The organism is Serratia sp. Je.1.23.a, assembly GCF_051129805.1.
Classification (GTDB): domain Bacteria; phylum Pseudomonadota; class Gammaproteobacteria; order Enterobacterales; family Enterobacteriaceae; genus Serratia; species Serratia liquefaciens.
Map to the genome: position 1 here is coordinate 152,131 of NZ_JBCPSR010000009.1, position 20,118 is coordinate 172,248.

The 20,118-nt window shown below is 55.3% G+C and carries 20 protein-coding genes; 11 read left to right on the forward strand and 9 right to left on the reverse strand.

All coding sequences use genetic code 11. The annotated features are described in order from the left end of the window. Positions 1-137: 137 nt before the first annotated feature. From rsgA to mscM, 3 genes are all read left to right on the forward strand, one after another. Positions 138-1,187 carry a small ribosomal subunit biogenesis GTPase RsgA gene (gene rsgA / locus AAZT04_RS23965; RefSeq protein ID WP_020824898.1) on the forward strand — a complete coding sequence of 350 codons (1,050 nt, stop codon included), beginning with the start codon at positions 138-140 and terminating at the stop codon, positions 1,185-1,187. 76 nt (positions 1,188-1,263) lie between these two features. Next, positions 1,264-2,160, forward strand: a complete 897-nt coding sequence (gene asd, locus AAZT04_RS23970) for an archaetidylserine decarboxylase (protein ID WP_149574119.1) — start codon at positions 1,264-1,266, stop codon at positions 2,158-2,160. Between the two features lie 13 nt (positions 2,161-2,173). Continuing rightward, positions 2,174-5,521 (forward strand): miniconductance mechanosensitive channel MscM, encoded by a 3,348-nt coding sequence (gene mscM / locus AAZT04_RS23975; protein ID WP_046374665.1) that lies wholly within the window; start codon positions 2,174-2,176, stop codon positions 5,519-5,521. A gap of 69 nt (positions 5,522-5,590) precedes the next feature. Here mscM and epmA read toward each other — a convergent pair whose 3' ends face one another. Further along, the gene (epmA, locus tag AAZT04_RS23980; protein WP_020824895.1) at positions 5,591-6,568 is read right to left on the reverse strand and encodes an elongation factor P--(R)-beta-lysine ligase; all 978 of its coding nucleotides are present in this window, start codon (positions 6,566-6,568) and stop codon (positions 5,591-5,593) included. Positions 6,569-6,953: 385 nt separating this feature from the next. Between epmA and frdA the strand changes: the two genes are divergently transcribed. The 5 genes from frdA to blc all read left to right on the forward strand — a co-directional run bounded on the left by frdA (position 6,954) and on the right by blc (position 10,878). Beyond that, positions 6,954-8,750 (forward strand): fumarate reductase (quinol) flavoprotein subunit, encoded by a 1,797-nt coding sequence (frdA, locus tag AAZT04_RS23985; RefSeq protein ID WP_434682073.1) that lies wholly within the window; start codon positions 6,954-6,956, stop codon positions 8,748-8,750. Continuing rightward, entirely contained in the window at positions 8,743-9,477 is a 735-nt protein-coding gene (locus AAZT04_RS23990; RefSeq protein WP_020824893.1) for a succinate dehydrogenase/fumarate reductase iron-sulfur subunit, read from the forward strand. The genes frdA and AAZT04_RS23990 overlap by 8 nt, the downstream gene beginning before the upstream one ends. Before the next feature lie 15 nt (positions 9,478-9,492). Next, complete coding sequence (gene frdC, locus AAZT04_RS23995; RefSeq protein WP_020824892.1) at positions 9,493-9,885, forward strand: fumarate reductase subunit FrdC; 393 nt, start codon at positions 9,493-9,495, stop codon at positions 9,883-9,885. A 12-nt stretch (positions 9,886-9,897) separates the two neighbouring features. Then, a complete protein-coding gene (frdD, locus tag AAZT04_RS24000; protein WP_129941270.1) occupies positions 9,898-10,257 on the forward strand; it encodes a fumarate reductase subunit FrdD in 360 nt (119 codons plus the stop codon). 87 nt (positions 10,258-10,344) lie between these two features. Next, positions 10,345-10,878, forward strand: coding sequence for an outer membrane lipoprotein Blc (gene blc, locus AAZT04_RS24005; RefSeq protein WP_048762795.1), 534 nt, complete (start codon positions 10,345-10,347; stop codon positions 10,876-10,878). On the opposite strand, the gene sugE is transcribed toward blc, so the two are convergent. The 4 genes from sugE to efp form a co-directional block, all read right to left on the reverse strand. After that, positions 10,872-11,189 carry a quaternary ammonium compound efflux SMR transporter SugE gene (sugE, locus tag AAZT04_RS24010; protein ID WP_020824889.1) on the reverse strand — a complete coding sequence of 106 codons (318 nt, stop codon included), beginning with the start codon at positions 11,187-11,189 and terminating at the stop codon, positions 10,872-10,874. The two genes, blc and sugE, sit on opposite strands and share 7 nt — an antisense overlap. Before the next feature lie 215 nt (positions 11,190-11,404). Continuing rightward, entirely contained in the window at positions 11,405-11,536 is a 132-nt protein-coding gene (locus tag AAZT04_RS24015) for an entericidin A/B family lipoprotein (protein WP_020824888.1), read from the reverse strand. Positions 11,537-11,658: 122 nt separating this feature from the next. Continuing rightward, positions 11,659-11,787 (reverse strand): entericidin A/B family lipoprotein, encoded by a 129-nt coding sequence (locus tag AAZT04_RS24020; protein ID WP_232103375.1) that lies wholly within the window; start codon positions 11,785-11,787, stop codon positions 11,659-11,661. 71 nt (positions 11,788-11,858) lie between these two features. Beyond that, on the reverse strand, positions 11,859-12,425 hold the full coding sequence (gene efp, locus AAZT04_RS24025; protein ID WP_020824887.1) for an elongation factor P: 567 nt from the start codon (positions 12,423-12,425) through the stop codon (positions 11,859-11,861). A gap of 42 nt (positions 12,426-12,467) precedes the next feature. Here efp and epmB point away from each other — a divergent pair, with 42 nt between their 5' ends. After that, positions 12,468-13,496: an EF-P beta-lysylation protein EpmB gene (gene epmB, locus AAZT04_RS24030; protein ID WP_262033469.1), complete on the forward strand. Its 1,029-nt coding sequence runs from the start codon at positions 12,468-12,470 to the stop codon at positions 13,494-13,496. Positions 13,497-13,579: 83 nt separating this feature from the next. Here the strand turns inward: epmB and AAZT04_RS24035 are convergent, their stop codons facing one another. From AAZT04_RS24035 to AAZT04_RS24050, 4 genes are all read right to left on the reverse strand, one after another. Next, positions 13,580-13,924 carry a DUF4156 domain-containing protein gene (locus AAZT04_RS24035; protein ID WP_020824885.1) on the reverse strand — a complete coding sequence of 115 codons (345 nt, stop codon included), beginning with the start codon at positions 13,922-13,924 and terminating at the stop codon, positions 13,580-13,582. Between the two features lie 239 nt (positions 13,925-14,163). Continuing rightward, positions 14,164-15,810 (reverse strand): chaperonin GroEL, encoded by a 1,647-nt coding sequence (groL, locus tag AAZT04_RS24040; RefSeq protein ID WP_020824884.1) that lies wholly within the window; start codon positions 15,808-15,810, stop codon positions 14,164-14,166. Between the two features lie 44 nt (positions 15,811-15,854). Continuing rightward, positions 15,855-16,148 carry a co-chaperone GroES gene (locus AAZT04_RS24045; RefSeq protein WP_004952634.1) on the reverse strand — a complete coding sequence of 98 codons (294 nt, stop codon included), beginning with the start codon at positions 16,146-16,148 and terminating at the stop codon, positions 15,855-15,857. Between the two features lie 184 nt (positions 16,149-16,332). Beyond that, positions 16,333-16,824: an FxsA family protein gene (locus AAZT04_RS24050; RefSeq protein WP_020824883.1), complete on the reverse strand. Its 492-nt coding sequence runs from the start codon at positions 16,822-16,824 to the stop codon at positions 16,333-16,335. Between the two features lie 345 nt (positions 16,825-17,169). Here AAZT04_RS24050 and aspA point away from each other — a divergent pair, with 345 nt between their 5' ends. Together aspA and AAZT04_RS24060 are read left to right on the forward strand one after the other, a co-directional pair. Beyond that, positions 17,170-18,606 (forward strand): aspartate ammonia-lyase, encoded by a 1,437-nt coding sequence (gene aspA / locus AAZT04_RS24055; RefSeq protein WP_020824881.1) that lies wholly within the window; start codon positions 17,170-17,172, stop codon positions 18,604-18,606. Between the two features lie 126 nt (positions 18,607-18,732). Further along, a complete protein-coding gene (locus tag AAZT04_RS24060) occupies positions 18,733-20,034 on the forward strand; it encodes an anaerobic C4-dicarboxylate transporter (protein ID WP_044553921.1) in 1,302 nt (433 codons plus the stop codon). The last annotated feature ends 84 nt before the right edge of the window (positions 20,035-20,118 follow it).

Genomic DNA, 20,118 nt, shown 5'->3' on the forward strand with positions numbered 1-20,118 from the left:
GCGGCGACCTGCGCTGGCCGTTCAGCGGCCAAGGTGCGCTGCGCGTGGCGGCTAACAACGGTTATTTAATATAAAATAGCGTGTATCATAGTCCTTTTGGTCGCCATGAGCGATAAAGCGGATTCAAGTGAGGCGCAGTGAGCAAGAACAAACTGTCCAAAGGTCAAGAACGCCGTGTACAGGCGAACCATCAACGTCGCCTGAAACGCACCGATAAAAAACCGGAACTGGATGATTCCCAACTGGGCGAGCCGCAGGACGGCATCGTCATCAGTCGTTTCGGGATGCATGCCGACGTTGAGGCAGCGGACGGCACCCAACACCGCTGCAATATTCGCCGTACGCTGCGTTCGCTGGTCACCGGCGATCGCGTGGTGTGGCGCCCTGGCGTCGGTACCCATGAGGGGGTCAAAGGTATTGTCGAGGCCGTGCATGAACGCACCTCGGTGCTGACACGCCCAGATTTCTATGACGGCGTGAAGCCTATCGCCGCCAATATCAACCAAATCGTTATCGTTTCGGCGATATTACCCGAGCTTTCGCTGAACATCATCGACCGCTACCTTGTGGCCTGTGAAACGCTGGAAGTTGAGCCGCTGATCGTACTGAACAAGATCGATCTGTTGGATGCCGAAGCGCGCAAACGGGTCGACGGCATGATGGATACCTATCGCAAGATTGGTTATCGGGTGCTGGAAGTCTCCAGCCAGACGCGCGAAGGCATGGAAGCGTTCGAACAGGCGCTGGTCGGGCGCATCAGTATTTTCGCCGGGCAGTCGGGGGTCGGCAAGTCCAGCCTGCTTAACGCTCTGCTGCCAGCCTCCAAAGAGCAAATTCTGGTAAATCAGGTTTCCGATGTCTCTGGGCTCGGGCAACATACCACCACCGCTGCACGGCTGTATCATTTCCAGCACGGCGGCGACGTGATCGACTCCCCAGGCGTACGTGAGTTTGGCCTATGGCACCTGGAACCGGAACAAATCACCCAAGGTTTTGTCGAATTCCGTAACTATTTAGGCGGTTGCAAGTTCCGTGATTGCCGCCACGATACCGATCCAGGCTGTGCTATCCGTGCCGCAATGGAAAAAGGCGATATCGCCAAAGAACGTTTCGACAACTATCACCGTATTCTGGAAAGCATGGCGCAAGTGAAGGTTCGCAAGAACTTCACCGATGCCGCAGACTGATAATGCCGGGCGGCGTTGACGGTGGCAGAGCCAGCGTTACAATGCGCGCCCTTTATCCTGATTTAAGAGGTTAAACGTGCTGGATAGCATCAAAATTAAATTGCAGTACTGGTTACCGAAGCTGGCTCTGACCCGCCTGGCGGGCTGGGGTGCGGACAAGCAGGCCGGTTGGTTGACCCAATTGGTTCTGAAGGGCTTTGCCCGTTATTACCGCGTAAACATGCAAGAGTCGCAACATCCAGAGCTGAGCGCCTACGCCAGCTTCAACGAATTCTTTGTACGCCCGCTGCGTGACGGCGCGCGCCCGATCATCAGCGACGCCAACTGGCTGGCCCTGCCCGCAGACGGTGCCATCAGCCAGCTCGGCCAGATCCACGACGACCAAATTTTCCAGGCCAAAGGCCACAACTACAGCCTGGAAGCGCTGTTGGCCGGCAACTATGTGCTGGCAGAGCCGTTCCGTAACGGTCTGTTCGCCACCACCTACCTGGCTCCGCGGGATTATCACCGCGTACATATGCCGTGCAACGGCGTGCTGCGCGAAATGATTTATGTGCCGGGTGACCTGTTCTCCGTTAACCCATTGACCGCCGCCAACGTGCCAAACCTGTTCGCGCGCAATGAGCGTGTGATCTGCGTGTTTGATACCCCTGTCGGGCCAATGGTGCAGATCCTGGTGGGCGCCACCATCGTCGGCAGCATCGAAACCGTCTGGGCCGGCACGGTAACCCCGCCACGCGAAGGCATTATCAAACGCTGGACCTATCCTGAAGAAGGTGCGGAAGGCGCTATCGTGCTGGAGAAAGGCGAAGAAATGGGCCGCTTCAAGCTGGGTTCGACGGTCATTAACCTGTTTACCCCAGGCAGCGTACAGTTCGCGCCGCAGCTGAACAACGGCACCGTGACCCGCATGGGCGAAGCCTTCGCAGAAATCCCGGCCGCGTCTGCTGCCGTTGAAACACCGCAGATCTGAAGGAATTGACGCTGTGCGCCTGATTATCACGTTATTGCTCGGTTGCTTACTGGCTCAACCGGTGCTGGCCGCCACGGTGCCCACCGAAACACAGCTCAAACAGGAGCTGAAGCAGGCCGAGAGCAACAAGAGCGCGCCTAATCAGGCGGAAACCACTGAGGCGTTGCAAAGCGCCCTCAACTGGCTGTCGGAGCGTAAAGAGTCGCTAACGCGCGTTGAGCAGTATCAGCGCGTGATCGACGATTTCCCGAAGATGACGCAGGAACTGCGTCGTCAGTTAGCGCTGGAAGACAGCAAAATCCTGCCGAACGGCGATAACCTGCCGGCCAGCGATTTGGAACAGCAAATCCTGCAAACCAGCAGCCTGCTGCTGGAACAGGCGCGTTTGCTGCAGCAAGAGCAGGAGCGCACGCGGGAAATCAGCGATTCCCTCGGCCAATTGCCACAGCAACAGACCGACGCTCGCCGTGCATTGACCGAGGTTCAACGTCGCCTGCAGGCCCAACCCGCCAACCCGACCACTCCGCATGCCCAGGCTGCGCTGGCGTTATTGCAGGCGGAAGCCGCTGCACGCAAAGCCAAAGTCGATGAGCTCGAACTGGCACAGCTGTCGGCCAACAACCGCCAGGAACTGGCGCGGATGCGCGCCGAAGTCTACAAAAAGCGCCACGAGAAGATTGACGTTCAACTGCAGGCGCTGCGCAATAACCTCAATGCCCAGCGACAGCGCGAAGCCGAACTGGCACTGGAAAAAACCGAGCAGTTGGCCGAGCAAAATGGCGATCTGCCGAAAAGTATCAGTCAGCAGTTGCAAATCAACCGTGAACTGTCTGCGGCGCTGAACAATCAGGCACAGCGCATGGATCTGATTTCATCCCAACAACGTCAGGCCGCCGCGCAAACGCTGCAGGTGCGCCAGGCATTAAGCACCATTATCGAACAGGCCCAGTGGCTCGGCTCCTCATCGGCGCTGGGAGAAACCCTGCGTGCTCAGGTCGCCACGCTGCCGGAAATGCCCAAGCCGCAGCAGCTCGATGGCGATATGGCCCAACTGCGCGTACAGCGCCTGCAGTTTGAAAGCCAACTGGAAAAACTGTCTCAGCGCGAATTCAAACGTGACGACGGCAGTGAACTGACCAGCGCGGAAAGACGCATTGTCGACGCCCAGTTGCGCACTCAGAGGGAACTGCTGAATTCACTGCTGTCCGGGTGCGATACTCAGATCCTCGAGCTGACCAAGCTGAAAGTGGCCAACACCCAGTTGATCGAGGCGTTAAACGAAATCAAGGACGCCACCCACCGCTATCTGTTCTGGGTGCCTGACGTCAATCCTATCACCCTGTCCTATCCGATTAACGTCGCGCACGACCTGACGCGTCTGCTGTCGCTGGATACGCTGTCACAGCTCGGTGGGGCCTTTATGATGATGGTGACCAGCCGCGAAACGCTGATCCCCATCTTCGGCGCCCTGCTGCTGGTTATTTTCAGCATCAGCTCTCGCAAGCACTATCACGCCTTCCTGACACGCGCCAGCAGCCGGGTTGGCAAAGTGACCCAGGACGAATTCTTCCTGACCCTGCGCACCGTATTCTGGTCGATTTTGGTGGCATTGCCGCTGCCGGTGCTCTGGGCAGCGCTCGGCTTTGGCCTGCAAAGCGCCTGGAACTACCCGGTAGCCGAAGCGATCGGCAAGGGTGTCACCGCCACGCTGCCGATCCTGTGGGTATGTATGATTTGCGCCGCCTTCGCCCACCCGCAGGGGTTGTTTATCGTGCATTTCCGCTGGCCGGTGAAGCAGGTTTCACGCGCCATGCGCTATTACAAAATGTCGATCTGGCTGATAGTGCCGCTGATCATGGCGTTGATCACCTTCGACAGCCTGAAAGAACGCGAGTTTGCCAATACCCTGGGGCGGCTGTGCTTTATCCTGCTGTGTCTGGCTTTGGCCATCGTCACCAATAGCCTGAAACGCGCCGGCATTCCGCTGTATCTGGATAAAAAAGGCTCCGGCGAGAACATGGTCAACACCGCGCTGTGGGGGCTATTGCTGTCCGCGCCGCTGCTGGCGGCGCTGGCCTCCGCCGTCGGCTATCTGACTACCTCTCAGGCACTGTTGGCTCGGTTGGAAACGTCGGTGGCCATCTGGTTCTTCCTGCTGGTGATTTACCACATTATTCGCCGCTGGATGCTGATCCAACGGCGACGTATCGCCTTTGACCGCGCCAAGCAACGCCGGGCCGATATTCTGGCTCAGCGCGCACGCGGTGAAGAAGAAACGCCGCATACGCCCAATAGCACCGAAGGATCGATGGACATGGATGATTCAGAGATCGATCTGGATACCATCAGCGCCCAGTCGCTCCGGTTGGTTCGTTCGATCCTGACGATGATCGCGCTGGTGTCGGTGATCGTGCTGTGGTCAGAAATTCACTCGGCCTTCGCCTTCCTGGAAAACATCTCCCTGTGGGACGTGACGTCGACGGTCAACGGCGTGGAAACCGCGCATCCAATCACCTTGGGTGCGGTATTGATCGCCATCCTGGTGCTGATCGTTACCATGCAGTTGGTGCGTAACCTGCCGGCCCTGCTGGAGCTGGCGGTACTGCAGCACCTGGATCTGTCGCCGGGCACCGGCTACGCCATCACCACTATTACCAAGTATCTGTTGCTGTTGTTCGGCGCCATCCTCAGCTTTTCCTGGATCGGTATCGAATGGTCGAAATTGCAGTGGGTAGTGACCGCGCTCAGCGTGGGGTTGGGCTTTGGTATGCAGGAGATCTTCTCCAACTTTATCTCCGGCCTGATCATCCTGTTTGAAAAACCGATCCGCATTGGTGATACCGTGACGATCCGCAACCTGACCGGTACCGTCACCAAGATCAACACCCGCGCCACCACCATTTCAGACTGGGATCGCAAAGAGATCATCGTGCCGAACAAGGCGTTTATCACCGAGCAGTTCATTAACTGGTCGCTGTCGGACAACCTGACTCGTGTGGTACTGACCGTACCGGCACCGGCAGAAGCCAACAGCGAAGAAGTGACCAAGATCCTGACCAATGCCGCCGAACGCTGTTCGCTGGTGCTGGATAATCCGGCACCGGAGGTTTATCTGGTCGATCTGCAGCAGGGTATTCAGATCTTTGAACTGCGTATTTACGCCGCCGAGATGGGCCACCGCATGCCGTTGCGCCACGAGATCCATCAGTTGATCTTGTCCGGATATCGCGAGCACGGCATTACGCTGCCGTACCCACCATTCCAGGTACGCAGCGAGACGCTGTCCCGCCTGACCAGCAACGGTCGCACGCCGGCCTCCACACCGGCGCCCAACACCAAACGCGAATCGGGCAGTTTGTAACCGCCGTATGCAAAAAGGGTTCGGCCATGGCCGAACCCTTTTTTTATCGCAATGGCACTGAATTAGCGGTTATGCGCGCCCGACCGGGAAGGCCAACACTTCACTCAGGCTTTCAGCGCCCAACGCCAGCATCACCAGCCGATCAACGCCTAGCGCCACACCGGAACACTCCGGCATACCGTGCTGCAGCGCATCCAGCAGGTTGTTATCAATCGGGTGCTGCGGCAAACCGCGTTCCGCTCGCTTGCGGTTGTCCTGATCAAAACGCTGACGCTGCTCGCGGCTGTCGGTCAGTTCACGGAAGCCATTCGCCAGTTCAATACCTTTGAAATAGACTTCGAAACGCTCCGCCACGCGGTGATCTTCAGTGCTGATCTCCGCCAGCGACGCCTGGCTGGCCGGGAAGTGATAAACGAACGCCGGTTTATCACGGCCGATGTACGGCTCCACGCCAACGGTAAACAACAATTGCAGCAGCGTATCGCGATCCTCTTCGGTATCGGCAATGTTGCTCAGATCGAGTTTGGCCGCCGCTTCACGCAGTTGTACCTTCTCCGCTGACAGCGGATCGATATCCAGATGGCGCAGGAAAGCCTGCTGATAAGACAGGGTCTCCGCACTCTCGCAGTCCAGAACCTGCTGCAGCAGATCATCCACCTCGTTCATCAGCCGGTACATGTCGTAGTGCGGACGGTACCACTCCAGCATGGTGAATTCAGGGTTGTGATGACGACCGGCCTCTTCATTGCGGAAACTGCGCCCCATCTGATAGATCGGCCCGCTACCCGCCGCCAGCAGACGTTTCATGTGGTATTCCGGGCTGGTCATCATGTACAGCGTCATGCCATCCGCCGCACCGGGCCCGACAAAACGCGTCTGGAACGGGAACAGGTGAATATCGGTGACCGTCGCCTGGCTCATGGTTGGCGTCTCAACTTCCAGCACGCCACGATCGGCGAAGAAACGCCGGATCTCAGTCAGGATCGCTGCGCGTTTCAACAAATTGGCGATGGGTGCACTTGGCTGCCAGCTTGCCGTTTCGCTCATGGTAATTACTCCGAAATCAAACAGGGGATGCAGTCTACTCGTATCCTGGCATGCAAACAAATTCTTAACAGCTCGGCCGCTTTAACCTCGACATTACCTGATAAATAGTTGGCAAAAAGGTTAATAAAAGTTGAATAAACGTTAAATCTAACCCACAGGCAATTATCCTTCCGCCCGCCGGTTAAAAGGCAAAACAATCGATCACATCAAATTTCTTCTACTTAACTTTAGGTATAGTTAATTCCACATTATTGGTGGGAGATATCTATCCTTAAGCTTTATGCAACGACAATGAACTCAGTTAGTTAGCACCCGAAGAATATTTATAAATATTAAGCATAGATATTTAATTTGCCGTTCTTAACAAGAATATTGGAGGAATGCAGTGCAAACCTTTAACGCCGATCTTGCCATTATTGGGGCCGGGGGTGCTGGTTTACGTGCAGCAATAGCCGCAGCGGAAGCCAACCCCAAACTGAAAATCGCGCTCATCTCAAAAGTCTACCCGATGCGCAGCCATACGGTAGCCGCCGAAGGGGGATCCGCCGCCGTCACTCAGGATCACGACTCTTTTGACTACCACTTCAATGACACCGTTGCCGGTGGCGACTGGTTGTGTGAGCAAGACGTGGTCGACCATTTCGTCCACAACTGCCCGCGGGAAATGACCCAGTTGGAACAGTGGGGCTGCCCGTGGAGCCGTAAACCGGACGGTTCGGTCAACGTGCGTCGCTTCGGCGGCATGAAGATTGAACGAACCTGGTTCGCCGCCGACAAGACCGGCTTCCACATGCTGCATACCCTGTTCCAGACCTCGCTCAAATACCCGCAAATCCAACGTTTCGACGAGCACTTTGTGCTGGATATTCTGGTGGATGACGGTCAGGTCCGCGGTTTGGTCGCAATGAACATGATGGAAGGCACCCGCGTGCAGATCCGCGCCAATGCGGTGATCATGGCCACCGGCGGTGCCGGACGCGTGTACCGCTACAACACCAATGGCGGCATCGTCACCGGTGATGGCATGGGCATGGCGTTCCATCACGGCATCCCACTGCGCGATATGGAGTTCGTCCAATATCACCCTACCGGCCTGCCGGGTTCCGGCATCCTGATGACCGAAGGCTGCCGCGGCGAAGGCGGTATTCTGGTGAACAAGGACGGCTACCGTTATTTGCAGGACTACGGCATGGGCCCGGAAACCCCACTGGGCGAGCCGAAGAACAAATACATGGAGCTGGGCCCGCGCGACAAAGTTTCGCAGGCCTTCTGGCACGAATGGCGTGCCGGTCGCACCATCGCCACCCCGCGCGGCGACGTGGTCTATCTCGACCTGCGCCATCTGGGGGAAAAGAAGCTGCTCGAACGCCTGCCGTTCATCTGTGAACTGGCCAAGGCCTACGTCGGCGTCGATCCGGTAAAAGACCCCATCCCGGTACGCCCAACGGCGCATTACACCATGGGCGGCATTGAAACCGATCAAAACTGTGAAACCCGCATCAAGGGGCTGTTCGCCGTCGGCGAATGCTCTTCAGTCGGTCTGCACGGTGCCAACCGCCTGGGCTCCAACTCGCTGGCGGAACTGGTGGTGTTCGGCCGGGTGGCCGGTGAGCATGCAGCTCGTCGCTCGCTGGAATCTGGCCCGGCCAATGGCAGTGCCCTTGATGCGCAAGGGCGCGACGTCGAAACCCGACTCAGCAATTTGATGAAGCAGGAAGGCAGCGAAAACTGGTCGAAGATCCGCGATGAAATGGGACTGTCGATGGAAGAAGGCTGCGGTATCTACCGTACGCCAGAACTGATGCAAAAAACCATCGATAAACTGGCTGAGCTGAAAGAACGCTTCAAGCGCGTCAAAATCACCGATAACTCCAGCGTGTTCAATACCGATCTGCTGTACACCATCGAGCTGGGCTACGGCCTGGACGTCGCCGAGTGCATGGCGCACTCCGCCTTCAACCGCAAAGAATCCCGAGGCGCCCACCAGCGTCTGGATGAAGGCTGCACCGAACGTGACGACGTGAATTTCCTGAAGCATACGCTGGCGTTCCATAACCCGAACGGCGCACCGCGCCTGGAATACAGCGACGTGAAGATCACCAAACTGCCACCGGCCAAACGTGTGTACGGCGCTGAAGCCGAAGCGCAGGATAAAAAGGATAAGGAGCAGGCAAATGGCTGAGATGAACACCCTGAAAATCGAGGTCATGCGCTATAACCCGGAATGCGACGCAGAGCCACATTTCGAGACCTTCGCGGTGCCTTACGATGAACAAACCTCGCTGCTCGACGCGCTGGGTTACATCAAGGATAACCTGGCACCCGACCTTTCCTACCGCTGGTCATGCCGCATGGCCATCTGCGGCTCGTGCGGCATGATGGTCAACCGGGTACCGAAACTGGCCTGCAAGACCTTCCTGCGCGAATACACCGACGGCATGAAGGTAGAGGCACTGGGTAACTTCCCGATTGAACGCGATCTGGTAGTCGATATGACCCACTTTATCGAAAGCCTGGAGGCGATTAAGCCTTACATCATCGGCAATAACCGCAAACCGGAAGACGGCCCTAACGTGCAAACACCGGCGCAGATGGCCAAGTACCACCAGTTCTCCGGCTGTATCAACTGCGGGCTGTGTTACGCCGCTTGCCCGCAGTTCGGTTTGAACCCAGAGTTCATCGGCCCGGCGGCAATCACCCTGGCGCACCGCTACAACCTGGATAATCGCGACCACGGCCAGAAACAGCGCATGGCGCAACTCAACGGCCAAAACGGCGTGTGGAGCTGTACCTTTGTCGGCTACTGCTCTGAAGTGTGTCCGAAGCACGTCGACCCGGCCGCTGCTATCCAGCAGGGCAAGGTGGAAAGTGCCAAAGACTTCATGATCGCCATGCTGAAGCCGCAATAAGGGAGAGAAACCGCAATGACAACACAACGTAAGCCCTATGTGCGCACCATGACGCCAACCTGGTGGCAAAAGCTCGGCTTCTATCGTTTCTATATGCTGCGTGAAGGGACCTCGGTGCCGGCCGTATGGTTCAGCATCGTGCTGATCTACGGCGTTTTTGCGCTGAAAGGCGGTGCGGAGAGCTGGGCAGGGTTCGTCGGTTTTCTGCAAAACCCGCTGGTGCTGCTGATTAACGTAGTCGCCCTGCTGGCGGCGCTGCTGCACACCAAAACCTGGTTCGATTTGGCACCGAAAGCCGCCAATATCGTGGTCAACAGCGAAAAAATGGGGCCAGGGCCTATCGTCAAAGCGCTGTGGGCGGTAACGCTGGTCGCCAGCGTGGTCATCCTGGCCGTGGCCCTGCTGTAATCCGGAGGAAACATGATAAATCAAGCACCTAAACGCTCAGACGAACCGGTTTTCTGGGGATTATTCGGCGCCGGCGGCATGTGGGGCGCGCTCATCGCGCCCGCTATCGTGCTGCTGGTCGGCATTCTGCTGCCGCTGGGTTGGTTCCCAGGCGATGCGCTGGGCTATGATCGCGTGTTGGCTTTCTGCCAGAGCCTGATTGGCCGGCTGTTCCTGCTGCTGATGATTATCCTGCCGCTGTGGTGCGGTCTGCACCGCATACACCATGCGATGCACGATTTGAAAATCCACGTGCCGGCCGGTAAATGGGTCTTCTATGGCCTGGCGGCCATCCTCAGCGTCGTCACCGTTATCGGCGTGGTGACGCTGTAAAACACTTCTGGCGGCCAACTCCCGTTGGCCGTCTGCTTTGCCTTTCGGCTACACTGTTTATTCCAACCCGGTAAACAGGAGTAACCAATGCGTTTTCGGTCAAAGCTATGCGCGATCATTCCCGCCTTCCTTTCCGCCGCTTGCAGCGTTTCCCCGCCGAAGAACATCAAAGTAGTGAATGATTTCGACAGCCAGCGCTATCTCGGCACCTGGTATGAAATCGCGCGTTTTGATCACCGTTTTGAACGCGGCCTCGAACAGGTCACCGCCAACTACAGCCCACGCGAAGACGGCGGCCTCAAAGTGGTGAACCGGGGTTTTAATACGCAAAAACAACAATGGCAGGAAAGCACAGGCAAGGCCTATTTTATCGGCTCACCGCAGGTTGCCGCACTCAAGGTGTCCTTTTTTGGGCCTTTCTACGGCGGGTATAACGTGATTGAGTTGGATGCAGATTATCGCTACGCGCTGGTTTGCGGCCCAAACCGAGGGTATTTGTGGATACTGTCGCGCACGCCGACGCTGGACGCCGCCACGCGCGACAGATTAGTGCAAACCGCGAAACACAACGGCTTTGATACGGATAAGCTAATCTGGGTGAAACAAACGCAGCATCAGTGACTGCTGAACTTCAACCCAAGTATGCCGACAACAATCAGGCACAGGCTGAGGATGCGTGCGATATTGGTTGATTCACCAAGTAACACCATCCCCATAATTGCCGCGCCTACCGCACCAATGCCTGTCCAAACGGCATAAGCCGTGCCGGCGGGCAGCGTTTTCATCGCATGTGCCAACAGCAGCATGCTGACCACCATGGCGGCAACAGTAATAATGCTGGGGGTCAAACGAGTAAAACCATGGGTGTATTTCAGACCAACAGCCCATACGACTTCCAACAAACCGGCAATAAGCAGAATAATCCAAGCCATGAAACAGGCTCCATAACGGTGGGGTCGTCCCCGAATGCAGATGCGTAAACGGGTCGTCCCATTTAGCGTTGTGATATGCCAGGGGATTATACCCACTGCCGGGGAGGATAACAGTACAAAGCTTTCGGCAGGAGATAGGTCAACAGGGGAAGCGGTATCCCACAACGATGCCTTTGGGCAGCTTTTCGCGGAATACCGCAAGTCAGTAAAGGGAGTTATTCCGCGCTACGCTGGATAGCCTTGCCGCCAGCCTGGATGTCCTCGCCCACGCCCTGAGTGGTGTTGCATGCGGTCAATGAGGTCAAGATCATCAAAGAGAAAATCGCGATAATACTTTTCTTCAGCATAGGAAAGTCCTTATTTGTCAGTGATGAAAAAGTACGGCTTTCTAAGCGTAGTAAATATTAGCGAGAGTTGCTGTTTAAAATGGTTTTATTTCGCACGATTACATTAGAGGCTTTAATGGTTATTAGCTGGCAGTACGCGAAATAGCGCCGCCGAGGTGCTGAACGTCCTCACCGAAACCACGGAAAGTATTACAGCCGCTAAGGGACATCAGTAACAGTAGGGAGACAACGGCTAACAGAGTTTTTTTCATTATGTAGATTCTGCCAACGAGATACGGAAGGTAAAACAAAGGAGCCGCGCAGGGCTCCTTTCTTTTGAAACTTATTTTACGCGTGAAACGTATTCGCCAGAGCGGGTGTCAACGCGAACAACTTCACCAATCTGTACGAACAATGGAACCTTAACCACGGCGCCAGTGCTCAGGGTGGCAGGCTTGCCGCCGGTACCGGCAGTATCACCTTTCAGACCTGGATCGGTGTCAGTGATTTCTGCTTCGATAAAGTTCGGTGGCTGAACCGCGATTGGACGACCGTCCCACAGGGTAACGATACATTCTGCGTTGTCTTGCAGCCATTTTGCCGCATCAGAAACGGTTTTTTCTTCAACACCGTGTTGCTCGAAAGTCTCAGGGTGCATGAAGTGGTAGAACTCACCGTCGTTGTACAGGTAGTTCATGTTGGTATCTACCACGTCCGCGCCTTCGCAAGAGTCGGTAGATTTGAAGGTTTTCTCAACGCGAGTACCGGTCAGCAGACGACGCATTTTAACGCGCGCAAATGCCTGGCCTTTACCCGGTTTAACGAACTCACTGGATTCGATAGCGTAAGGTTCGCCCTCGAACATGATTTTAAGACCCGGACGGAAATCGTTGCTAGAATAAGTCGCCATGATGGCCCTCTGAATATTTAAACTGGTAGCTTAGCCAAAAAAATGGCACACATTATAACCCAAAGTACGGCATATAGAGAAGATTGGTTGCATCAACTCGCCGATGTTATTACCGATCCCGATGAATTACTGCAGCTTTTGTCACTGAATACGCATCCGGACCTGCCGCAGGGCCGTGAAGCCCGTCGGCTGTTTGCATTGCGCGTACCCCGCGCCTTCGCCGCACGCATGCGTCCCGGCGACGCCAATGACCCGCTATTGCGTCAGGTTCTGACCGCCAGCGAAGAATTCATCAATGCACCCGGCTTCACGACCGATCCGCTGGACGAACAGCGTAGCGTGGTGCCAGGCCTGCTGCACAAATACCGTAATCGTGCTTTGCTGTTGGTTAAAGGCGGCTGTGCGGTTAACTGCCGCTACTGCTTCCGTCGCCATTTTCCGTATCAGGACAACCAAGGCAATAAAGCCAACTGGCGTCAGGCGTTGGATTATATCCGCCAACACCCGGAACTGGATGAGATTATTTTCTCCGGTGGCGATCCGCTGATGGCCAAAGATCACGAGCTGGACTGGCTGATCGGGGAACTGGAAGCCATTGAGCACGTAAAACGCCTGCGCATCCACACCCGTTTGCCAGTGGTGATCCCGGCACGTATCACGCCAGAACTGTGCCGCAGGCTGTCGGCCTCACGCCTGCAGGTGCTGATGGTCACGCACATCAATCATGCCAATGAGATTGACCGTGAACTGCAGGGAGCCATGGCGCAACTGCGTCTGGCCGGCGTCACCTTGCTGAACCAAAGTGTGTTGCTGCGCGGCATCAACGACAACGCCGACACGTTGGCGGCGCTGAGCAATGCGCTGTTTGACGCCGGTATCCTGCCCTATTACATCCACGTGCTGGATAAGGTAGAAGGCGCGGCGCACTTTATGGTCAGTGACGACGAAGCGCGCGCCATTATGCAGGCGCTGCTGAGCAAGGTTTCCGGATATATGGTGCCGCGTCTGACCCGTGAAGTCGGCGGCAAGCCAAGCAAAACGCCGCTCGACCTGCGCCTGATGCAAGATTGACTGACCGACGGAATGACAAAAACAAAAGAGGCATGCCTGGGCATGCCTCTTTTTTATGCTATGACGTACGCATTAATCTTGCGTTACGGGCACTTATAAACCTGGCCGGCCATTTTACTGTCCAGTGGGGCAAAGCTTGAAAGCAGGTTCTGGCTTGGGCTGGTCGCGCCATAAATCACGTTGCCGCCCATTGCCGCTGCCTTGTTGCGCAGATCGTTTGCCGCGCCGCGCATGGAGCTGCCTTCACCACCGTTACCGGACAACCAGTTGCTCTGGGTGCCAGTCACTTCGCCCACCAGCTGGCATTCTGCCGCCGGTTTGGTATCGGTAAATTTAACCTGCTGACCTGCGGCGGAAAGTTCATTGGTGCTGCTGCAACCTGCCAGCAGCAAGGCTGCCGAAAGACCCAGTAAGGCTTTAATCCGCATCTTGTTCCCCATCTATATTGAGAGTTTCGCAAAAGCTTATCAGAAAGCGTTGCTATCTCTTAAGCATCCGTTGCCACTGGTGCTGGCCAACGTCTTGAGCGACAGCTGATGAAAGATCAGTTTACCAGCTAAATCAGCCCGGTCTGCATAAATATCATCAAAAGCAGTGAGACAAAGCACGCAAAAAAAAGCCCCGACCAATTGGCCGGGGCTTTTGCACACGCGAACGTGGGGGATGATTACATCATGCCGCCCATGCCGCCCATGCCACCCATACCGCCAGCGCCACCTAAATCAGGTGCGTCGCTTTTTGGCAGGTCGGTCACCATGCACTCGGTGGTGATCATCAGGCCAGCCACAGAAGCCGCGTACTGCAGAGCAGAACGGGTTACTTTGGTTGGATCCAGGATACCCATCGCGATCATGTCGCCGTATTCTTCGGTGTAAGCGTTGTAGCCGTAGCTGCCTTCGCCTGCTTTCACGTTGTTGGCAATCACGGAAGCTTCTTCACCGGCGTTGATTACGATCTGACGCAGTGGAGATTCCATCGCGCGCAGTGCAACCTTGATACCGACGTTCTGGTCTTCGTTGTCGCCTTTCAGGTTAGCGATTTTGCTTGCTACGCGGATCAGTGCAACACCACCGCCGGCAACCACGCCTTCTTCAACCGCAGCACGGGTCGCGTGCAGGGCATCTTCAACGCGGGCTTTCTTCTCTTTCATTTCAACTTCAGTTGCTGCGCCCACTTTGATAACGGCAACGCCGCCAGCCAGTTTAGCGACACGCTCCTGCAGTTTTTCACGATCGTAGTCAGAGGTCGCTTCTTCGATCTGCTGACGGATCTGGGTAACGCGGCCTTGGATAGTCGCTTCGTCGCCCACGCCATCGATGATGATGGTGGTGTCTTTGTTGATCACAACGCGCTTAGCCTGGCCCAGGTCTTCCAGGGTCGCTTTTTCCAGCTCCAGACCAATCTCTTCAGAGATAACGGTACCGGCAGTCAGGGTAGCGATATCCTGCAGCATGGCTTTACGACGGTCGCCGAAACCAGGTGCTTTAACCGCAGCCACTTTCACGATGCCGCGCATGGTGTTAACCACCAGAGTAGCCAGCGCTTCGCCTTCAACATCTTCAGCAATGATCAGCAGTGGTTTGCCGGCTTTCGCTACGGCTTCCAGTACTGGCAGCATTTCACGGATGTTGGAGATTTTCTTGTCAGCCAGCAGGATGAACGGGCTTTCCAGTTCGATAGAACCGGTTTCTGGCTTGTTGATGAAGTATGGAGACAGGTAACCGCGGTCGAACTGCATACCTTCAACAACGTCCAGCTCGTCTTGCAGGCCAGTGCCTTCTTCAACGGTGATAACGCCTTCTTTGCCCACTTTCTCCATCGCTTCTGCAATCAGTTTACCCACGGTTTCGTCGGAGTTTGCAGAGATGGTGCCTACCTGAGCGATAGCTTTGGAGTCAGAGCAAGGTACGGACAGTTTTTTCAGTTCTTCAACAGCGGCGATAACCGCTTTGTCGATACCGCGCTTCAGATCCATTGGGTTCATGCCGGCAGCCACAGCTTTCAGGCCTTCGGTGATGATGGATTGAGCCAGTACGGTTGCAGTGGTGGTACCGTCGCCCGCAGCGTCGTTCGCTTTAGAGGCAACTTCTTTCACCATTTGTGCGCCCATGTTTTCAAACTTGTCTTCCAGTTCGATTTCACGAGCAACAGATACGCCATCTTTAGTGATGGTAGGAGCGCCGAAGGACTTATCCAGCACTACGTTACGGCCTTTCGGGCCCAGGGTCACTTTTACTGCATCAGCGAGAACATTCACGCCGCGGAGCATTTTCACGCGAGCGTCATTGCCGAATTTTACGTCTTTAGCTGCCATTGGTATTTCCCTTCAACTCGTTCAGTTCAGAAGATAAAGCGCACTTACGCTTCAACAATTGCCAGAATGTCGCTTTCGGACATGATCAACACTTCTTCATTGTCGATCTTCTCTGCTTTCACGCCGTAACCGTCGTTGAAAATCACGATATCGCCAACTTTCACATCCAGCGGCTGGATGTTGCCGCTTTCCAGAACACGCCCTTTACCCACCGCGACAACTTCGCCACGAGTAGATTTACCCGCTGCAGAGCCAGTCAGGACGATGCCGCCAGCAGATTTTGATTCAACTTCTTTGCGCTTGACGATAACGCGGTCATGCAATGGACGAATACTCATTGAACGCTCTCCTGTAAGAAGGTCTCTATCAGATTTAGGGTTGTCACCGGATTGTGAATACCGGCTTGTGGGATTTGAAATGGGGGCATTCCATCCCCCTTCAAGGGGGCGGCCAAAAAAATTTTCGCTTTTGATGGCAATACTGAGCTACTGATGCGAAAAACGCGGCCTGGGCCGCGTTTTTTCAACGATCGTTGCGTTTGTCATGATCGTCGGGCTGATGATCCAGCGTATAGCGATCGTCGTTTTTACGCTGGAACTCGCCGTCGAAGGTGTTGCCGTTGGCAGCATTACCGCCCTGGCTCCAACCGCCGGGGCGGTAAACGGAAAGATGCGGCATCAACTTCAACGTCAGCGATTTTTGCACCGGGGGCAGTAACAACAACAGGCCGAGGAAATCGGTAAAGAATCCCGGTACCAGCAACAAGAAGCCCGCTAATACCAGTGAAACACTTTTCACCATTTCCGACGCAGGGCTTTCACCTGCTGCCAGCTTTTGTTGCATCTGCATGAAGGTCTTCATGCCCTGGTTGCGCACCAGCGAAATGCCGACGCAGGAGGTGAACACCACCAGCAACAGGGTAATCGCCACGCCCAATACGGCGGCGACTTTAATAAATAGGGATATCTCTATGTAAGCCAACAGAAATATCAGCAGTAACGGTAACCAGCGCACCTGGTTCTCCTCTGGTAGATCTGCGCAACCGCACGTTGGCGACGGCGCTAAAAGGGGGCCGGTTAACGGCCGACCTAAATACAATGGGGTCTGCCGGCGTGCATTTCAACCAAAGGCCCTTTTTTATTGCTAAAGTTAATAAACGTGAAAGGGATCACAGAACCAGAAACAGGCAATTTAAGAAGGCTCAGAAGGTGATCTGGATTCAGTCATTTATTACTAACCAGCATATGATCTGGGCAGCAACGGGCACAGTGGTTAATCGTTTCATGCCTGAAGCCTTCGGCAACATAATTTGGTTCCCTGACAATTAATTAATTCGGCAGCAATACAAAGAAGGTTCACATGTCAAATAACATTCGTATCGAAGAAGACCTGTTAGGAACACGTGAGGTCCCCGCAGAAGCCTATTACGGTGTTCACACTCTGCGTGCGATTGAAAACTTTTATATCAGCAACAGCAAAATCAGCGATGTGCCCGAGTTTGTTCGCGGCATGGTAATGGTAAAAAAAGCCGCAGCGATGGCGAACAAAGAACTCAAAACCATTCCACGTAAAATCGCTGATGTCATCATCCAGGCCTGTGACGAAGTGCTGGATAAAGGCAAATGCATGGACCAGTTCCCGGTGGATGTGTTCCAGGGCGGCGCGGGCACTTCATTGAACATGAACACCAACGAAGTGCTGGCGAATATTGGTCTGGAGCTGATGGGCCACCAGAAAGGCGAATACCAATACCTGAACCCTAACGATCATCTCAACAAGTGCCAGTCTACCAACGACGCCTACCCAACCGGTTTCCGCATTGCGGTTTACGCCTCCAATCAGAAGCTTATCGACGCCATCAACCAGCTGCGCGAAGGGTTTGACCGCAAGGCAAAAGAGTTTGAAACCATCCTGAAAATGGGGCGCACCCAGTTGCAGGATGCGGTGCCAATGACGTTGGGCCAGGAATTCCATGCGTTCAGCGTGTTGCTGAAAGAAGAAACCCGCAACCTGCATCGCACCGCCGAGCTACTGCTGGAAGTGAACCTGGGTGCGACAGCAATCGGGACGGCGCTGAACACCCCGGAAGGCTACCCGCAACTGGCGGTTCAAAAATTGGCAGAAGTCAGCAACCTGCCTGTCGTGCCGGCCGAAGACTTGATCGAAGCCACCTCCGACTGCGGCGCCTACGTAATGGTGCACAGCGCGCTGAAACGCCTCGCAGTTAAACTGTCTAAAATTTGCAACGACCTGCGCCTGCTGTCTTCAGGCCCACGCGCCGGTCTGAACGAAATTAACCTGCCGGAACTGCAAGCGGGCTCATCCATCATGCCGGCCAAGGTCAACCCGGTCGTACCGGAAGTGGTCAATCAGGTATGTTTCAAGGTGATTGGCAACGACACTTGCGTTACCATGGCGGCCGAAGCGGGCCAACTGCAGTTGAACGTCATGGAACCGGTGATTGGCCAGGCGATGTTCGAGTCCATTCACATCCTGACCAACGCCTGCTATAACCTGCTGGAAAAATGCATTAACGGCATCACCGCGAATAAAGAAGTGTGCGAGCACTACGTCTTCAATTCTATCGGTATCGTCACCTATCTGAACCCGTTCATTGGCCACCACAACGGTGACATCGTCGGGAAGATCTGCGCCGAAACCGGCAAGAGCGTACGTGAAGTCGTGCTGGAACGCGGTCTGCTGACCGAAGCCGAGCTGGATGACATCTTCTCCGTGGAGAACCTGATGCACCCGGCCTATAAAGCCAAACGCTATACGGATGAAAATGAACAATAATAGACACACCCGGTAGCCCAAAAAGGCACGCTAAATCCCCCTGGATAGCGTGCCTTTTTACTTTCCATCGCCCACAAAATTTTAACTTTTCGTTTTCAAAAAAACTTATTTTAAGGAGTAGACACTATGTTAGCCGTAGAATTGGTTATCGTTCTGCTGGCCATTTTTTTAGGGGCCAGGCTGGGCGGTATCGGGATTGGATTTGCAGGCGGGCTGGGGGTTTTGGTCCTGGCGTTGATTGGCGTGAAACCGGGCAGTATTCCGTTCGACGTCATTTCCATCATCATGGCGGTGATTGCCGCGATCTCGGCGATGCAGGTCGCCGGCGGTATGGACTATCTGGTGCAGCAAACGGAAAAACTGCTGCGTAAGAACCCCAAGCACATCACCATTCTGGCACCGATCGTCACCTATTTTCTGACTATCTTCGCCGGTACCGGCAACATTTCGCTTTCCGCGCTGCCGGTGATCGCTGAAGTCGCGAAAGAACAGGGCATCAAGCCTTGCCGTCCGCTGTCTACCGCTGTGGTATCCGCCCAGATTGCCATCACCGCCTCGCCAATTTCTGCCGCGGTGGTGTACATGTCTTCAGTGATGGAAGGGCACGGCGTCAGCTATCTGCACCTGCTGATGGTCGTGATGCCGTCTACCTTCTGCGCCGTACTGGTGATGTCGCTGCTGGTAAGCTGGCTGTTCGACTCCAAATTGTCGGACGATCCGGTTTACCTGAAGCGCCTGGAAGAAGGTTTGGTGACCCTGCGCGGCAACAAGATCATGGAAATCAAACCCCGCGCCAAAGTGTCGGTGCTGCTGTTCCTGCTAGGTGTGCTGTGCGTAGTGGCTTACGCCATCATCAACAGCCCGGGCCTGGGCCTGGTGGCAAAACCGCTGATGAACACCACCAACGCCATTCTGATCATCATGCTTAGCGTCGCTACCCTGACCACCCTGCTGTGCCGCGTCGATACCGATATGGTGCTTAATTCCAGCACCTTTAAGGCCGGCATGAGCGCCTGTATCTGTATTCTGGGTGTAGCCTGGTTGGGTGATACCTTTGTTCAAGCCAACATTGACTGGATCAAAGAGACTGCTGGCACGGTGATTCAATCGCATCCGTGGCTGTTGGCCGTGATTTTCTTCTTCTGCTCGGCGCTGCTGTATTCTCAGGCCGCCACCGCCAAGGCGCTGATGCCGATGGCGCTGGCGTTGAACGTATCGCCATTGACCGCAGTGGCTTCCTTCGCCGCCGTTTCCGGCCTGTTTATCCTGCCAACCTACCCAACGCTGGTCGCCGCGGTACAAATGGATGATACCGGCACCACCCGCATCGGGCGTTTTGTGTTTAACCACCCGTTCTTTATCCCCGGCACCATCGGCGTGATATTGGCGGTGCTGTTTGGCTTCCTGCTGGGCAGCGTGATGCTGTAATGCTTCACCCCGGGGCTGCGGCCCCGGTTTCCCCTCTCCTGCCCCACTGGCGATAAACTCGCCTTCTAGCTGACCGCCCTTCAA

Bases quoted from the DNA above. Each gene is read 5' to 3' on its own strand.
- efp (WP_020824887.1), bottom strand. From the start codon at position 12,425: ATGGCGACTTATTCTAGCAACGATTTCCGTCCGGGTCTTAAAATCATG.
- AAZT04_RS24060 (WP_044553921.1), top strand. From the start codon at position 18,733: ATGTTAGCCGTAGAATTGGTTATCGTTCTGCTGGCCATTTTTTTAGGG.
- frdC (WP_020824892.1), top strand. From the start codon at position 9,493: ATGACAACACAACGTAAGCCCTATGTGCGCACCATGACGCCAACCTGG.
- aspA (WP_020824881.1), top strand. From the start codon at position 17,170: ATGTCAAATAACATTCGTATCGAAGAAGACCTGTTAGGAACACGTGAG.
- blc (WP_048762795.1), top strand. From the start codon at position 10,345: ATGCGTTTTCGGTCAAAGCTATGCGCGATCATTCCCGCCTTCCTTTCC.
- groL (WP_020824884.1), bottom strand. From the start codon at position 15,810: ATGGCAGCTAAAGACGTAAAATTCGGCAATGACGCTCGCGTGAAAATG.
- frdD (WP_129941270.1), top strand. From the start codon at position 9,898: ATGATAAATCAAGCACCTAAACGCTCAGACGAACCGGTTTTCTGGGGA.
- AAZT04_RS23990 (WP_020824893.1), top strand. From the start codon at position 8,743: ATGGCTGAGATGAACACCCTGAAAATCGAGGTCATGCGCTATAACCCG.
- sugE (WP_020824889.1), bottom strand. From the start codon at position 11,189: ATGGCTTGGATTATTCTGCTTATTGCCGGTTTGTTGGAAGTCGTATGG.
- AAZT04_RS24020 (WP_232103375.1), bottom strand. From the start codon at position 11,787: ATGAAAAAAACTCTGTTAGCCGTTGTCTCCCTACTGTTACTGATGTCC.
- AAZT04_RS24035 (WP_020824885.1), bottom strand. From the start codon at position 13,924: ATGCGGATTAAAGCCTTACTGGGTCTTTCGGCAGCCTTGCTGCTGGCA.
- epmB (WP_262033469.1), top strand. From the start codon at position 12,468: ATGGCACACATTATAACCCAAAGTACGGCATATAGAGAAGATTGGTTG.
- AAZT04_RS24045 (WP_004952634.1), bottom strand. From the start codon at position 16,148: ATGAGTATTCGTCCATTGCATGACCGCGTTATCGTCAAGCGCAAAGAA.
- epmA (WP_020824895.1), bottom strand. From the start codon at position 6,568: ATGAGCGAAACGGCAAGCTGGCAGCCAAGTGCACCCATCGCCAATTTG.
- AAZT04_RS24015 (WP_020824888.1), bottom strand. From the start codon at position 11,536: ATGCTGAAGAAAAGTATTATCGCGATTTTCTCTTTGATGATCTTGACC.